Source organism: Mesorhizobium sp. WSM3868, from assembly GCF_002294785.1.
GTDB lineage: Bacteria > Pseudomonadota > Alphaproteobacteria > Rhizobiales > Rhizobiaceae > Mesorhizobium.
The window spans coordinates 111,987-126,847 of the sequence record NZ_NSGB01000016.1 but is presented as its reverse complement, the minus strand read 5'-3'; the positions used below and the strand labels follow the sequence as shown (position 1 = coordinate 126,847).

At 64.7% G+C, this 14,861-nt stretch carries 11 protein-coding genes, 1 tRNA gene and 1 pseudogene; 8 read left to right on the top strand and 5 right to left on the bottom strand.

Annotated features, from left to right (window positions below; all coding sequences use genetic code 11):
• Nucleotides 1-29 precede the first annotated feature (29 nt).
• From CK221_RS23035 to CK221_RS23020, 4 genes are all read right to left on the bottom strand, one after another.
• Nucleotides 30-452: a (deoxy)nucleoside triphosphate pyrophosphohydrolase gene (locus CK221_RS23035; RefSeq protein ID WP_066990121.1), complete on the bottom strand. Its 423-nt coding sequence runs from the start codon at nucleotides 450-452 to the stop codon at nucleotides 30-32.
• Nucleotides 449-1,228, bottom strand: coding sequence for a GNAT family N-acetyltransferase (locus tag CK221_RS23030; RefSeq protein ID WP_176477585.1), 780 nt, complete (start codon nucleotides 1,226-1,228; stop codon nucleotides 449-451). The genes CK221_RS23035 and CK221_RS23030 overlap by 4 nt, the downstream gene beginning before the upstream one ends.
• Nucleotides 1,228-2,469: a bifunctional glutamate N-acetyltransferase/amino-acid acetyltransferase ArgJ gene (gene argJ / locus CK221_RS23025; RefSeq protein ID WP_066990124.1), complete on the bottom strand. Its 1,242-nt coding sequence runs from the start codon at nucleotides 2,467-2,469 to the stop codon at nucleotides 1,228-1,230. Before argJ ends, CK221_RS23030 begins: the two co-directional genes overlap by 1 nt.
• Before the next feature lie 177 nt (nucleotides 2,470-2,646).
• Nucleotides 2,647-3,564, bottom strand: a complete 918-nt coding sequence (locus CK221_RS23020; protein ID WP_095779372.1) for a peptidylprolyl isomerase — start codon at nucleotides 3,562-3,564, stop codon at nucleotides 2,647-2,649.
• 263 nt (nucleotides 3,565-3,827) lie between these two features.
• On the opposite strand from CK221_RS23020, the gene secA reads away from it, so the two are divergent.
• The 7 genes and pseudogenes from secA (at nucleotide 3,828) to CK221_RS22985 (ending at nucleotide 13,753) form a co-directional block, all read left to right on the top strand.
• Nucleotides 3,828-6,560: a preprotein translocase subunit SecA gene (gene secA, locus CK221_RS23015; protein ID WP_066990130.1), complete on the top strand. Its 2,733-nt coding sequence runs from the start codon at nucleotides 3,828-3,830 to the stop codon at nucleotides 6,558-6,560.
• A 122-nt stretch (nucleotides 6,561-6,682) separates the two neighbouring features.
• Nucleotides 6,683-8,086 (top strand): lipopolysaccharide biosynthesis protein, encoded by a 1,404-nt coding sequence (locus CK221_RS23010; RefSeq protein WP_095779371.1) that lies wholly within the window; start codon nucleotides 6,683-6,685, stop codon nucleotides 8,084-8,086.
• Nucleotides 8,086-9,366: a GNAT family N-acetyltransferase gene (locus CK221_RS23005; protein ID WP_095779370.1), complete on the top strand. Its 1,281-nt coding sequence runs from the start codon at nucleotides 8,086-8,088 to the stop codon at nucleotides 9,364-9,366. Before CK221_RS23010 ends, CK221_RS23005 begins: the two co-directional genes overlap by 1 nt.
• 70 nt (nucleotides 9,367-9,436) lie before the next feature.
• Nucleotides 9,437-10,591, top strand: a complete 1,155-nt coding sequence (locus tag CK221_RS23000; protein ID WP_095779369.1) for a YncE family protein — start codon at nucleotides 9,437-9,439, stop codon at nucleotides 10,589-10,591.
• A 173-nt stretch (nucleotides 10,592-10,764) separates the two neighbouring features.
• Nucleotides 10,765-11,085, top strand: a pseudogene (locus CK221_RS22995) (metalloregulator ArsR/SmtB family transcription factor).
• Between the two features lie 53 nt (nucleotides 11,086-11,138).
• Complete coding sequence (locus CK221_RS22990; protein ID WP_095779389.1) at nucleotides 11,139-12,527, top strand: NAD(P)-binding protein; 1,389 nt, start codon at nucleotides 11,139-11,141, stop codon at nucleotides 12,525-12,527.
• Nucleotides 12,528-12,541: 14 nt separating this feature from the next.
• Complete coding sequence (locus tag CK221_RS22985) at nucleotides 12,542-13,753, top strand: MFS transporter (protein ID WP_095779368.1); 1,212 nt, start codon at nucleotides 12,542-12,544, stop codon at nucleotides 13,751-13,753.
• Nucleotides 13,754-13,840: 87 nt separating this feature from the next.
• Here CK221_RS22985 and CK221_RS22980 read toward each other — a convergent pair.
• A tRNA-Leu gene (locus tag CK221_RS22980) sits at nucleotides 13,841-13,925 on the bottom strand.
• Nucleotides 13,926-14,190: 265 nt separating this feature from the next.
• On the opposite strand from CK221_RS22980, the gene CK221_RS22975 reads away from it, so the two are divergent.
• The gene (locus CK221_RS22975) at nucleotides 14,191-14,781 is read left to right on the top strand and encodes a YqaA family protein (protein WP_095779367.1); all 591 of its coding nucleotides are present in this window, start codon (nucleotides 14,191-14,193) and stop codon (nucleotides 14,779-14,781) included.
• Nucleotides 14,782-14,861: the final 80 nt, after the last annotated feature.

Here is a 14,861-nt window from a genome sequence, read left to right as displayed (position 1 = left end):
TTTGGTGAAACGCTGAACGGCTGTGACGATCACAAGAGATCGATGAGGAACTGGATCAGCGGCGCGTCCGCCGGCGGCATCGGGTAGTCGCGCATCTGGCGCGGCCTGACCCATTTCAGCCCCTGCCCTTCCCTCGGCTGCGCGATGCCGCGGAAGCGCCGGCAGATGTAGAGCGGCATCAGCAGGTGGAAATGGTCATAGCTGTGGCTGGCGAAGGTGAGCGGCGCCAGGCAGGGGATCTCGGTCTCGATACCGAGCTCCTCATGCAGCTCGCGCACCAGGCATTCCTCGGGCGTCTCGCCTGGCTCGACCTTGCCGCCCGGAAACTCCCAAAGGCCGGCGAGCTGCTTGCCCTCGGGACGCTGCGCCAGAAGCACGCGTCGGTCGGCATCCACCAGCGCGCAGGCCGCGACAAGAAGCAGGCGCTTTCCGGCTGGCGTGATCTCGCTCATGCGTCCGGCCGCCGGCGATAATGGTAGCGATAGACTTCCTCGAAGCCGAGCGACCGGTAGAGCGACAGCGCCGCAACATTGCCGGCTTCCACCTGCAGCCAGGCTTCGCGCGCGCCGCGCAGCCTGGCCCATTTCAGCGCCGACAGGATGAGGTTGCGGCCATGGCCCTTTTTGCGCGCCGATTTTTCGGTGGCCACCTCGAACAGGCCGGCGAGATCGCCGTCGTGGACGCAGATCAGCGTTGCCAGCGGCTCATTGCCGTCCTCGAGCGCAAACAGCCCCGCCTCAGGCTGGATTGCGCCGATGACTTCCGAGAGGCCGGCTCGCAGCGAGGCGTCCGAGCCGTTCGTCCTGATCGCCGCGCCGATGAAGCGGCTGATGTCTTTCAGCGGAATCTGGTCCATCGCGGCGTCGAGTTGCGCCTCCTTGAGCGGCAGACGCATCACCACCGATTCGTCGAACCGGCTCCAGCCTGCATCGTCGAGATGCGTCGACAGCACCTGCCCCGAAAGCGGCGACATACGAAAGGTCAGCGGCCGGCCGTAAGCCTCGAAGCGACGGCTGGCGCGCACGATGCGTTCGGCAATGGCATGCGTGTCGCCGGGATCGAGCGGATTGACCGAATTCAGGCGCTTCGCCGGATGGCCCGCCGTCAGCCGCACCAGCCATGTCCCGTCATAGTGAACGGCCGCCGCGGGCCAGGCGCGAAAGCCCGCCGCCTCGTAGCGGCGCACGATCGCGAGCACGCTTGCCGGATGCGTCGACACCGGTGCCATCAGCTCCGGTAGTCGCCATTGATGGCGACATATTCCTTGGTGAGGTCGCAGGTCCACACCGTCGCCTTGCCGCGGCCGATGCCAAGGTCGGCGCGGATGCGGATGTCGTCGCGCTTCATATAGGCCGAGGTCGCTTCTTCCGAGTAAGCCGGATCGCGCTCGCCCTCATGCGCCAGCCGATTGTCGCCGAACCAGATCGACAGCCGGTCGCGGTCGGCAGGCTCGCCGGCCTTGCCGACGGCCATGACGACGCGGCCCCAATTGGCGTCCTCGCCGGCGACCGCCGTCTTGACCAGCGGCGAGTTGGCGATCGAAAGCGCGACGCGCTTGGCCGAGCGCGCGGATTTGGCGCCGGTGACGGTGACCTCGACCTGCTTGCGCGCGCCTTCGCCGTCGCGCACCACCTGCAGCGCCAGCGACTTCAGCACCTTGCCGAGTGCGCGGCGGAAGGCGCCGAGCCGCGCATCTTTCGGGTCGCTGATCTGGGGCGCGCCGCGCGAACCAGCCTTGCCGGTGGCGAAGAAGAGCAGCGTGTCGCTGGTCGAGGTGTCGCTGTCGACGGTGACCGCGTTGAAGGTCTTTGCCGTGCCGCGCGACAACAGATCCTGCAGCACCGGGGCTGCGATCGGCGCGTCGGTGGCGATGAAGGAGAGCATCGTGGCCATATCGGGCGCGATCATGCCGGCGCCCTTGGCGATGCCGTTGATGGTGACGTCGGCGTCGCCGAGCTTCACCATCTGGGTCGCCACCTTCGGATAGGTGTCCGTGGTCATGATGGCCTTCGCCGCCTCGGTCCACAGGTCCGGCTTGCCGTCCTTCACCAGGCCGGCGAGCAGATGGCTGAATTTGTTGGTGTCGAGCGGCTCGCCGATGACGCCGGTCGAGGCCAGGAACACTTCGCTCTCGGAGCATCCGGCGGCCTTCGCCGCCGCCTCGCCGGTCAACGCCGTCGAGGCGCGGCCTTTCTTGCCGGTGAAGGCGTTGGCATTGCCGGAATTCACCACCAGCACGCGCGCCTTGCCGGCGGACAGGTTCTGGCGGCAGTAGTCGACCGGCGCCGAGGGGCATTTCGACTTGGTGAAGACACCGGCGACGGCCGTGCCGGGATCGAAGATCATGGCAAGCAGATCGGTGCGATTGCGATATTTGATCCCGGCCTCGGCGGTAGCGATGCGCACGCCCTCGATGACCGGCATCTTGGGATATTTCTTCGGTGCGAGCGGCGAAATCGTTGCGGACATGGGACCCCGGAGCGGCAGAACGCAAATAGGAGGCCGGTTTGCCCGATAGCGCGCGCTGGCGCAAGAGCGTTCTGGCCGCGCTTCATGGGCTCTCTCGGGGTGCGCGGCATAGCGCGCGCCTGAAATGCGAAAGGGCGCCCGAAGGCGCCCTGAGCAGCATCTTTCAGGCTGGCCGGCTTACTTGCCGCTCTCCAGCGTGTCGACCGCCGACTTCAGCTTCGCGTCCGGGATCTCGATCTTGGCGGCGCCGCGCAATTCCTTGACCATGGCGAAATACTTGTCGCGGATGACGGCCTGCTTGGCCTGGTCCTTGACGTCGTCGAAGGCCGGCGGCTGCTTGGCGCGCTTGCCCTCGACCTTGATGACATGCCAGCCGAACTGCGACTGCACCGGCTCCTTGCTGTACTTGCCGACATCGAGCGCAAACGCGGCCTTGTCGAACTCCGGCACCATCTGTCCGGGACCGAACCAGCCGAGGTCGCCGCCATTCGACTTGCCGCTCGGGTCGCTGGTGTGCTCGTTGGCGAGCTTCTGGAAATCGGCGCCGCCGTCGAGCTGCTTGATGATCGCCTCGGCTTCTTCCTTCGTCTTCACGAGGATGTGACGGGCGTGGATCTCATTGACCGGCGGCGTGTTGGCGATTTCCTGGTCGTAGCGGGCGCGGACATCTGCATCCGTCACCTTGTCGACGACTTCCTTCTCGACGACCTCGCCGTGCAGGGCGCGCTGCTGCAGGAAGGCCATCCGACGCAGGAAATCGGCATCCTTGTCGAGGCCGCTGTCGACCGCTTTCTTGGCCATGACGCGGATTTCAATGGCCGCCGAAAGAGCAGCGGCGCGGCGCTGTTCCGGCGGCAGCTGCGCGAACTGCTGCGACAGCTCGCCTTCGGCCAGCGCGAGGTCGGCCTCGGTCAGCTTCTCGCCGTTTATGGTGGCGACCACGGCGTTGGGATCCACGGGAGCGGCTGCGGGAGCCACCGCGCCCGGCTGGGCGGGCTTGGTTTCCTGCGCCATCAGCGGCGACAGCGAAAGAGCCGAGAGCCCGAAGGCCAAGCCAAGGCTGGCGAGCGACGCGCGGCGGAACGACAGGGACATCAAGATAACTCCAATGGGGATTGCCGATAAGGATCGCTTGAACGGGAAGGTTCCAGATCAGTCCGATTGTGGCGGAATTTGGCGCTGCCCATAGGGCTAACGCGGCGTTGACATCAGTTGAGCCCCCTCTTATCTGTCCAACGACTTGGCGTCCAGAACCGTTTTCCGGGCGCTTTTTGCGTTTGTCCGCATTCACGCGGATTTGATGGGCCCGCCAGGCGCCTGTCGCAAACGGCTAAAATTGCTATCGAAAGGACCATTGGATGGTCAGTCTCGGCGCTCTCGCGCGTAAGGTTTTCGGCTCTTCCAACGACCGCCGAGTCAAGGCGACCAGGCCCCGGGTCGAGGCCATCAATGGGTTGGAAAACGAGATGCGGGCGCTCTCCGATGCCGAGCTTGCCGGCCGCACCGAGAAATTCCGCCAGGACTTCGCCAATGGCGCCTCGCTCGACGACCTGCTGATACCGGCCTTTGCCACGGTGCGAGAGGCGGCCCGCCGCGTTCTCGGCATGCGTCCCTTCGATGTCCAATTGATCGGCGGCATGGTGCTGCACAATGGCGGCATCGCCGAGATGCGCACCGGTGAGGGCAAGACGCTGGTCGCCACCTTGCCGGTCTATCTCAACGCGCTCGCCGGCAAGGGCGTGCATGTCGTCACGGTCAACGACTATCTTGCCAAGCGCGACGCCGAATGGATGGGCCGCGTCTACAAGTTCCTCGGCCTCACCGTCGGCATCATCGTTCATGGCCTCTCCGACGACGAGCGCCGCGAGGCCTACGCCGCCGACGTCACCTACGCCACCAACAACGAGCTCGGCTTCGACTATCTGCGCGACAACATGAAGTATGAGCGCTCGCAGATGGTCCAGCGCGGCCATGCCTACGCCATCGTCGACGAAGTCGACTCGATCCTTGTCGACGAGGCGCGCACGCCGCTGATCATTTCCGGTCCGCTCGAGGACCGCTCGGAAATGTACAACACCATCGACGCCTTTATGCTGAAGCTCGGCCCGGCCGACTACGAGGTCGATGAAAAGCAGAAAACCACGATCTTCACCGAGGACGGCACCGAGAAGCTGGAAAACATGCTGCGCGATGCCGGCCTGTTGAAGGGCGAGTCGCTCTACGACGTCGAGAACGTCGCCATCGTCCACCACGTCAACAATGCGCTGAAGGCGCACCTGCTGTTCCAGAAGGACAGGGACTACATCGTGCGCAACGGCGAGATCGTCATCATTGACGAGTTCACCGGCCGCATGATGCCGGGCCGCCGCTATTCGGAAGGCCTGCACCAGGCCCTCGAGGCCAAGGAGCATGTGCAGATCCAGCCGGAGAACCAGACGCTGGCCTCCGTCACCTTCCAGAACTATTTCCGCCTTTACAAGAAGCTCGCCGGCATGACCGGCACGGCGCTGACCGAGGCGGAGGAATTCGCCAACATCTACAATCTCGAAGTCACCGAGATCCCGACCAACCTGCCGGTCGCCCGCAGGGACGAGGACGACGAGGTCTACCGGACGGTGGAAGAGAAGTACAAGGCCATCGTCAAGGAGATCCGCGACGCCCGAGAGCGCGGCCAGCCGATCCTGGTCGGCACCACCTCGATCGAGAAATCCGAGCAGCTGGCCGAGCGCCTGCGCAAGGAAGGCGTCAAGAATTTCGAGGTGCTCAACGCCCGCCACCACGAGCGCGAGGCGGCTATCGTCGCCCAGGCCGGCAAGCCCGGCGCCATCACCATCGCCACGAACATGGCTGGACGCGGTACCGACATCCAGCTCGGCGGCAATGCCGACATGCGCATCGCCGAAGAACTGGCGGATATGCCCGCCGGCCCGGAGCGCGAAGCGCGCGAACAGCAGATCCGCGACGACGTCGCGCAGCTGAAGGAAAAGGCGCTGGCCGCCGGCGGACTCTACGTCTTGGCCACCGAGCGCCATGAATCGCGCCGCATCGACAACCAGCTGCGCGGACGTTCCGGCCGCCAGGGCGATCCTGGCCGTTCGAAATTCTTCCTGTCGCTGCAGGACGATCTGATGCGCATCTTCGGCTCCGAGCGCATGGACGGCATGCTGCAGAAGCTCGGCCTCAAGGAAGACGAGGCCATCATCCACCCGTGGATCAACAAGGCGCTGGAGAAGGCGCAGAAGAAGGTCGAGGCGCGCAACTTCGACATCCGCAAGAACCTGCTGAAATACGATGACGTCTCCAACGACCAGCGCAAGGTGGTTTTCGAGCAGCGCATCGAGCTGATGGATGGCGAAGGCCTGTCGGAGACGGTGGCCGAGATGCGCGAGGGCGTCATCGAGGAAATCGTCGCCAAGAACATCCCGGAAAACGCCTATGCCGAGCAGTGGAACGTCGCCGGCCTGAAGGAGGAAGTGGCGCAGTACCTCAATCTCGACCTGCCGATTGACGACTGGGTCAAGGAGGAGGGCATCGCCGAGGACGACATCCGCGAGCGCATCTCGGCCGCCGCCGAGGCAGCCGCCAAGGAACGCGCCGAGCGCTTCGGCCCCGACGTCATGAGCTATGTCGAGCGTTCGGTCGTGCTGCAGACGCTCGACCATCTATGGCGCGAGCACATCGTCAACCTCGACCATCTGCGTTCGGTCGTGGGCTTCCGCGGCTATGCCCAGCGCGATCCGCTGCAGGAATACAAGGGCGAGGCCTTCGAGCTGTTCCAGGGCATGCTCGGCAATCTGCGCCAGGCCGTGACCGCGCAGCTGATGCGCGTCGAGCTGGTCCGCCAGGCGGCTGAAGCGCCGCCGCCGTCGGCGCCGGATATGTTCGGCAGCCATATCGACGGCACCACCGGCGAGGACGACTTCCAGGGCGGCGAGACGGCGTTGTTGGTCCGCCAGGAATCCCATGCCATGGTGGCACCGGAAAATCGCGATCCGAAGAATCCCGCGACTTGGGGCAAGGTCGGCCGCAACGAGGCCTGCCCCTGCGGCTCCGGCAAGAAATACAAGCACTGCCACGGCGCCTTCGCTTGATCCCCTTCCCTTCTTCTCCCCGGATATGACGGGGAGAAGGAAGCCCTCCACCCAACCGTTTCTTAATGTGTTTCGCATACACCGAAACCTTGGAAACAGGCGGAAAACGGAGAGTATTCGGGGTGCGCTTTTCCGCGGCGACGACTGCCGGGCGGTTCTTGCCGCAGCGCTGGGCGCTGCGCATGCGGCCGCTGCTTGGCCGCATCGACGCCGTGCTGTTCAGCGCCGACGAACGCGGCGAAGCCGGCCGCATGTCGCTGATCGCCTTTTCCATCCGCATCGTCAGCGCGGTCATCGCCTTCGTCAGCCAGGTGCTGATGGCACGCTGGATGGGCTCGTTCCAATACGGCATCTTCGTGCTGGTCTGGGTGACGATGGTCATCGTCGGCAATCTCGCCTGCCTCGGCTTCCACACCTCGGTCATCCGTTTCATTCCCGAGTATCGCGAGCGCGGCATGCTCGCCGAGCTGCGCGGCATCGTGCTGGCGAGCCGGCTGTTCGTGCTGGTCGCTTCGACGGTGATCGCGGGGCTGGGCGCGCTCGGCGTCTGGCTCGCCTCGCCCTGGATCGAGAACTACTACGTCATCCCCTTCATCCTCGGCATCATCTGCCTGCCGATGATCGCGATGGGCGACCTCCTTCAGGGACTGGCGCGGGCGAACTCATGGGCGCTGTTCGCGCTGTCGCCGACCTATCTGGTGCGGCCGGTGCTGATCCTGGTGTTCATGGCGCTTATGCTCGCCATGCACTACGTGCCGGATGCCAAGACCGCGATCTTCGCCTCGATCGCCGCCACCTATGCCACGACGCTCGGCCAACTGATGGGCGTGACCTCGCGCATGGACAAGCAGATCCCGGCCGGGCCGATGACCGTGCATTTCGGCCGGTGGTTCCTGGTCTCGCTCCCGATCTTCCTGGTCGAGAGTTTTTTCTTCCTGCTCACCAATGCCGATGTGCTGATGGTTGGCGCCTATCTCGAGCCCAATGACGTCGCCGTCTATTTCGCCACCGTGAAAACGCTGGCTCTGGTGCATTTCGTCTATTTCGCCGTCAAGGCGGGCGTTGCCCAGCGCTATGCGCAATTCACCCATGGCGAGCCGGAAAGGCTCGCCGCCTTCGCCCGCGAGACCGTCTCCTGGACCTTCTGGCCCTCGCTCGCGATGGCGCTGCTGGTGCTGGCGCTCGGCGAGCCGATGCTGGTGCTGTTCGGCCCTGAATTCACCGCCGGCTATCCGCTGCTTTTCCTGCTGGTCTTCGGCGTCGTCGCGCGCGGCGCCGTCGGCCCCTGCGAAAGCCTGCTCACCATGAGCGGCAACCAGAACATCTGCGCCGCCGTATATGCCATGACGCTCGTGCTGAATATCGCTCTTAATGTGGTTCTGATCCCGCTCTTCGGCCTTTGGGGCGCGGCGATCGCCACCAGCCTCGCCATGGTCTTCGAGGCCGGCGCGCTGTCCTTCACCGTCTGGCGCAAGCTCGGCATCGTCATGGCGATTTTCGTGCCCGCAAACAAGGAAGTCGCCTGATGGCCGCCATTCCGCTGCTTGAAGAGACCAGCGGCGGGCCCGCCGGCGCCATGGTGTCGGGCCTTGCCGGCCTCGTCAGGGAGGCCGATCCCGCCCATATCGAGCTGTTCGCCAACAACCGGCCGGAGCGCAAGCTCGCGATCTATCCCGCCTCGGCCGGCTTCGACCTGGTCGAGGAGCTCGACTATCTTAGCGCCCGCACGATCGAGCCCAACGTCTTCTTCAACCCGCGCTTCCTGGCGCCGGCCATGCCGAGGCTCGAGGACCGCGAGGTGCGGCTGGCGGTGATCCGCGACGGCGACGAGTTCCGCAACCGGCTGCGGCTCCTTGTGCCGTTCTCGGTCGAGCGCCCCGCAATTCCGCTCGGCGTCCCGGTCATGCGCACATGGTCGAGCCCGTTCGGCCCGCTCGGCACGCCGCTGGTCGATCGTGACGATCCGGTCGGCGTCATCGAGGATTTCTTCTCGATGCTGTCCAGGCCGCATCTCAAATTGCCGAAGGTCTTCGTGCTGCCCGACATCAAGCTGGACGGCCCGGTGGCGAGCCTCCTCACCTCCTTTGCCGACAGCCGCGGCCTGACCCTGGTCGTCACCGGCAAGGCCGAGCGCCCGGTGCTGGAGAGCGAAGCCGACGGCGACGACTACCTCAAGGCCTCGTTGCGCGCGCATCACTACCGTGAATTCCGCCGGCTGAAGCGGCGCCTCGCCGGCCTTGGCAAGCTGGACCATGTGGTGGCGCGCGGACCGGAAGAGATCCGCCACGCCATCGAAAGCTTCCTGACCCTGGAGGCGGCCGGCTGGAAGGGCCGCGAGCGCACGGCCATGGCGATCGACCGCTACCGCGCCGCCTTCGCCCGCGAGGCGGTGCACAGGCTCGCCGAGCACGACATGTGCCGCATCCACACACTGACGCTCGACGGCCGTACGATCGCTTCTCTCGTCGTCTTCGTCGAAGCGGGCGTCGCCTACACCTGGAAGACGGCGTATGACGAGACGCTCTCGGCCTATTCGCCGGGCACACTGCTGATGATCGAGGTGACCAAGCAGCATCTCGATGATCCTAATGTCGCCATGACCGATTCCTGCGCGGTGCCCGACCATCCGGTGATGAGTCGCCTGTGGACGGAGCGCAAGCCGATGGGCACGCTGGTGGTCGGCCTGACGCCCGACGCCGACCGGCCGGCCCGCCAGGCGGCCTCGCAGCTCCATCTCTACCGCGAGACCCGCAACATGGCGCGGCTCCTGCGCAATCGCATGCGGAGCCTCTTGAAAAGGCGCTAGATGAAAGGCCGCACACCGGCTATGGCATCCGGCGGCCGAGCCGCCATGCCTTCTTCACAAAGCAATCCAGATGTTCGAACCCTTCCTGCGCTTCGCCCGCCTCAGTGCGCCGCTTGTCCTGCTCGCCATGCTCCCGGCGCGAGCCTTCGCCGAGTCCTGCCCCGAGGATTGCTCCGAGCCCGCGCCCGTCGACATCTACAGCCACACCACCGCCGGCCATATGGCTCCAGCCGCGGCAGCTGCGTTGCCGCGCGTCTATGTGCCCAACCGTTCCTCGAACAGCGTTTCCGTCATCGACCCGGCGACGCTGAAGGAGGTCGACATGTTTGCGGTCGGCAGCAAGCCGCAGCACGTCGTTCCTTCCTGGGACCTGAAGACGCTTTGGGTGGCCAATAACGGCACCGGCAAGAACGGCAGCCTGACGCCGATCGACCCGACGACCGGAAAGCCCGGCAAGCAGGTGCCGGTCGACGACCCTTACAACATGTATTTCATGCCGGACGGCAGCGCCGCCATCATCGTGGACGAGGCCCTGAGGCGGCTCGATTTGCGCGATCCGCGGACCATGGCGCTGCAAGCCGTCATCCCGACGCCGGCCTGCCCCGGCATCAACCATGCCGATTTCGCCGCCGACAATTCCTATGCGATCTTCACCTGCGAATATGGCGACGGCGGACTGGCCAAGATCGACCTGAAGAACCGCAAGGTGCTCGGCCATCTCGACCTGTCGAAGATGGGCATGCCGCAGGACATAAGGCTCTCGCCCGACGGCAAGGTCTTCTACGTCGCCGATATGATGAATGACGGCGTCTTCCTGATCGACGGCGACAGCTTCAAGGAGATCGGCTTCATTCCGACGGGCATTGGCGCGCATGGCTTCGTCGTCAGCCGCGACGGCAAGCGGCTCTATGTGTCGAATCGCGGCTCGCACAAAATGGAGCAAGGCCGCGCCGACGGGCCGGGCAGCGTGACGGTGATCGACTTCGCGACGCGCTCGGTCGTCGCCCAATGGCCGATCCCCGGCGGCGGCAGCCCGGACATGGGCAATGTCAGCGCCAACGGCAAGCAGCTCTGGCTCTCCGGCCGCTTCGACAGCGAGGTCTATATGATCGACACGACGTCCGGCGCTGTCACGAAGATCCGCGTCGGCGTCGAGCCGCACGGCCTGACGGTGTGGCCGCAGCCGGGGCGCTACTCCCAGGGGCACACGGGGAATATGCGGTAGGGTGTCGGTGACCTGCAAATGCTGACGACCTCAATCCCAATGGAGCCTTGGCACCATGTCCGCTGACCTTCCGCGACGGCTTGCTGCCGAGGCATTGGAACTCGTCTGACCGTATTTCGATCATTGTCGAAATAGGAGTTGACCGGCGGCGGCGGAGGGTGCAGTCTATTTCCATGAAACTCGAATAAGCCGCAAAACAGCTCGAAGCCATCGGCAACCCGACACGGCTCAAGCTCTATCGCACACTGGTCAGAGCCGGCGAAGCTGGCCGGCCGGTGGGGTACTTGCAAGACACCCTTGGCATCGCGGCCTCGACGCTGTCCCATCACCTGCATCGCCTCATTCTGACCGGCCTCGTGACGCAGGAGCGTCAGGCGACGACCCTCATCTGCCGGGCCAACTATCCTATCATGCGCGACTTGATCGGCTTCCTGGCTGACGAGTGCTGTGCTGACGCAGCTTGCGGCGCGACGGAGAGCGACGCGGCGGCATAGCCTCTTTTTTTGCATCGTATTTCGATGATCCCGGAAGGATGGAAAAAATGTCAATGAATGACCCTGACGCCCTCCCTGTCGCCGTCATCGGAGCCGGCCCGGTCGGCTTGGCGGCTGCCGTCCAGCTCATCCAAAGGGGGCTCCCGGTGAAGGTCTATGAGGCCGGCGCTGGCATCGCCACAAATCTCAAGGACTGGGGCCATGTCCGGGTGTTCACGCCTTGGCGCTACTGTGTTGATCAGGCGGCCCGAAAGCGTCTTGAGGAGAGCGGCTGGGCGATGCCCAAGCCCGAGGCGTTCCCCACCGCTGATGAACTGATTGCCCGCTACCTCGAGCCGCTAGCAAGGCTCCCTGAACTCTCCTCGTCCATCGAAACCAGTGCGCGCGTGATTGCCGTTTCGCGCTGGGGCGCAGACAAGGTCTTGAGCAAAGATCGAAAGGCGCGACCGTTCATGCTGGTGGTCGAAACCGGGGAAGGCATCAGGCGCGACAGTGCACGGGCCGTCATTGACGCCTCAGGCACGTGGCAGACGCCAAATCCACTTGGGGCCGGTGGTGTCCCGGCGGAGGGCGAAGCGGAGTTCGCAGACAAGATTGCCTATGGCATTCCCGACATTCTCGGCCGCGACCGCACCCTTTATGCCGGCCGCGCCACGCTTGTTGTCGGTTCGGGTCATTCGGCCGCCAATGCCCTGCTCGATCTCGATAGGCTGGCTGCGGTTGAGCCGGGAACCGCTTTTGTCTGGGCGACACGCGGGACCGATCTGGTTCGCATTTACAGCGGTGGAGACTTGGATCAACTGCCTGCCCGTGGCGAGCTTGGTTCTGACGTTCGCGAACTTGCGGAGAGCGGGCGCACAAAGCTCGTCACTGGGTTCGCAACGCTGGCCATCCGCAGCTCAAACGGCCGCCTGGCAGTCGAAGGTCAGACGAAGGATGGCCTACAAATGCTCGGGCCTTTCGACCGCATCATCGCAGCGACTGGCCAGCGGCCCGATCTGTCCCTTACGCGCGAGCTTAGGCTTGATCTCGACCCCTGGCTTGAGGGCGTAAAGGCGCTGGGGCCTCTGATCGACCCCAACGAGCACTCCTGCGGCGACGTCCCCCCGCACGGCCATCGCGAACTGAGCCACCCCGAGCCCGACTTCTACACTGTCGGCATCAAGAGCTACGGCCGCGCCCCGACCTTCTTGCTGCTGACCGGGTATGAACAGGTGCGGTCGGTCGCGGCAGCCCTCGCTGACGACATGGCGGCTGCGGATGCGGTGCAACTGGTGCTACCCGAAACCGGCGTCTGCACGGTTCCCCAGTCGACCATACGCGCGACCGCTGGCGGATGCTGTGGTGGTCCCGCTTCTTCCGAGGCTGACGCCTGTTGTCTCGCCGATGCTGAAGCGAAGGCCGCTGGCAAGGGTGGCTGCGGGTGCGGGGTGGCAGCCTAATCGCATCACGCCCGATGGAACGCAGTCGCCGAACGATCATCACCGTCCTCGGCCTGACCCAAATCATGGCCTGGGGGTCCACCTATTACCTGCCGGCGGTGATTGCACCAAAGGTCGCCGCCGACACCGGCTGGCCGCTGCCTTGGGTCGTGGGTGGATTGTCGCTTGGCCTGCTCGTCGCCGGGCTGATCTCACCTCGCGTCGGCTCGTCCATTGAGCGCCACGGCGGCCGGAACGTTCTTGCGTTCAGCGCCGGCTGCATCGGCATCGGCCAGATCGGGCTCGCTGCCTCGCCGAACCTTGCCGCCTACATCGCAGCATGGCTCGTTGTTGGGCTTGGAATGGGGGCGGGCTTGTACGATGCCGCTTTCGCGACCCTCGGCCGGCTCTACGGACATAGCGCGCGCTCGGCCATCACAACCCTTTCGCTGTTCGGCGGCTTCGCCAGCACGTTCTGTTGGCCGATCTCGGCCTTCCTGATGGGCGAGACGGGCTGGCGCGGCACATGCCTCGTCTATGCTTCGGTGCAGTTGTTCTTCGCCCTGCCTCTCTATCTCGGAATGTTGCCGCGTCGGGCGCCGCTGCCGAGCGTCACAGATCGGCCTGGAAAGGAGCAGGTTGGCACCCCAGTTCAGCCGGCCGCAGTTCCGATCATGGTCGTCCTGGCTGCCACGCTGACCTTGGCGGCGGTCATTTCGTCGACGGTGTCAGTTCATCTCCTCACCATCTTGCAGGCCAGCGGCATGGCGCTCGCCGCTGCCGTTGGGCTCGGAGCACTGGTCGGCCCCGCTCAGGTGTCGGCGCGTGCCGTCGAGATGATCATCGCCCGCTACCATCATCCCATCTGGACCAAGTTCGCGTCGGTGAGCTTCGTCGCCATCGGCATTGGTGCGCTCTGGGTCGCGGTTCCGGTGGTGCCTGTGGCGCTGGCGTTCTACGGTGCAGGCATCGGCCTCGAAACGATAGCGCGAGGCACGCTGCCGCTCGCTCTGTTCGGTCCGTCGGGATACGCGAGACTGATGGGGCGACTTGCCATGCCCAGCTTGATCGCTCAAGCAGCAGCGCCGTCTGTCGGAGCGCTATTGTTGGAGCATGTGGGCGCTCACGGCACTCTAGCAGCTCTCGCTGGCTTGGCGCTGCTGAACGTCGGACTGGCGTGTAGCCTTGGCTGGCTGATCTTCCGTCGTCGAACCTTAGAGAGGTACAGGCGCAGTGATGCTTTGTAACCGGCCGGTAGCCCTGTGAAGCGGTTGGCCAGCCCATGAAGCTCCGTCACTTCGGCAACTGCCTGGTTGATGGTCAAAGAGACCAATTGGTGCCCCTAGCCGGGATCGAACCAGCACTCCTTGCGGAACTCGATTTTGAGTCGAGCGCGTCTACCAATTCCGCCATAGGGGCTCAGGCCGGGCGGCCTGGATGGGCGCGGACTATACGGGCGGATGGGCTTTCGTCAACTGGCCTGTTGCCGATTTGCAGGCGCTGACTGCACCCGGCCATGCCTTTCAGTCTCGTGAACGTCCCGCCATTGTGCGGCGCGGAAAATCTTTCTAGACAGGGGATGCGTTGAGGCGCTTCGGATCCCGAAGGGTGGATGCGGCGCTTTGGAACCTTGTCTTCCTGCCACCCGGTGGCCAAAACCACTGCGCGCTTTTCAGGAGAGCCGATGCTTCGCGGACTTTACGACTGGACCATGTCCCTGGCGGCGAGGAAATCGGCCGAATGGTGGCTGGCCTTCATCGCCTTCGTCGAAAGCTCGGTCTTTCTGGTGCCGGCCGACGTGCTCTATCTGCCGATGGCGCTGTCCAAGCCGGAGCGCGCCTATCGCTACGCGCTGGTGGCTACGGTGGCCTCGGTGCTCGGCGGCGTCGCCGGCTGGTTCATCGGCCACTACGCCTACGAGGCGGTCGCCAAGCCGATTCTGGAATTCTACGGCAAGTATGACGAGTTCGAGCAGCTGCGGACCTCATCCGGCGTCGGCTTCATCGTCCTGATGCTGATCACCTCGGGCGCGGCGCATTTGCCGCCGATCAAGGTCGTGACGGTCCTGTCGGGCGTCATCGGCGTCAACCTCCTGCTGTTCATCGGGCTGGCGATCGTTGCGCGCGGCGCGCGTTTTCTGCTGCTTGCCTGGCTGCTGCGCCGCTACGGCGAGTCGATCAGGGAGTTCATCGAGAAACGGCTGGGCATGATCGTCAGCGCCGGCGCCGCTGCCCTTATTTTGCTCTATATCGCGGTCAGATACGCTCACGGATAATGCATGTCGGCCAAAAGTGCGCAGCGGTTTTGGGAGAACGACATGCATCGAAACAAGACTCAAGCGCGGCGCCTGAATTC

Bases quoted from the DNA above. Each gene is read 5' to 3' on its own strand.
- CK221_RS23035 (WP_066990121.1), bottom strand. From the start codon at position 452: ATGAGCGAGATCACGCCAGCCGGAAAGCGCCTGCTTCTTGTCGCGGCC.
- CK221_RS23030 (WP_176477585.1), bottom strand. From the start codon at position 1,228: ATGGCACCGGTGTCGACGCATCCGGCAAGCGTGCTCGCGATCGTGCGC.
- argJ (WP_066990124.1), bottom strand. From the start codon at position 2,469: ATGTCCGCAACGATTTCGCCGCTCGCACCGAAGAAATATCCCAAGATG.
- CK221_RS23020 (WP_095779372.1), bottom strand. From the start codon at position 3,564: ATGTCCCTGTCGTTCCGCCGCGCGTCGCTCGCCAGCCTTGGCTTGGCC.
- secA (WP_066990130.1), top strand. From the start codon at position 3,828: ATGGTCAGTCTCGGCGCTCTCGCGCGTAAGGTTTTCGGCTCTTCCAAC.
- CK221_RS23005 (WP_095779370.1), top strand. From the start codon at position 8,086: ATGGCCGCCATTCCGCTGCTTGAAGAGACCAGCGGCGGGCCCGCCGGC.
- CK221_RS23000 (WP_095779369.1), top strand. From the start codon at position 9,437: ATGTTCGAACCCTTCCTGCGCTTCGCCCGCCTCAGTGCGCCGCTTGTC.
- CK221_RS22990 (WP_095779389.1), top strand. From the start codon at position 11,139: ATGAATGACCCTGACGCCCTCCCTGTCGCCGTCATCGGAGCCGGCCCG.
- CK221_RS22985 (WP_095779368.1), top strand. From the start codon at position 12,542: ATGGAACGCAGTCGCCGAACGATCATCACCGTCCTCGGCCTGACCCAA.
- CK221_RS22975 (WP_095779367.1), top strand. From the start codon at position 14,191: ATGCTTCGCGGACTTTACGACTGGACCATGTCCCTGGCGGCGAGGAAA.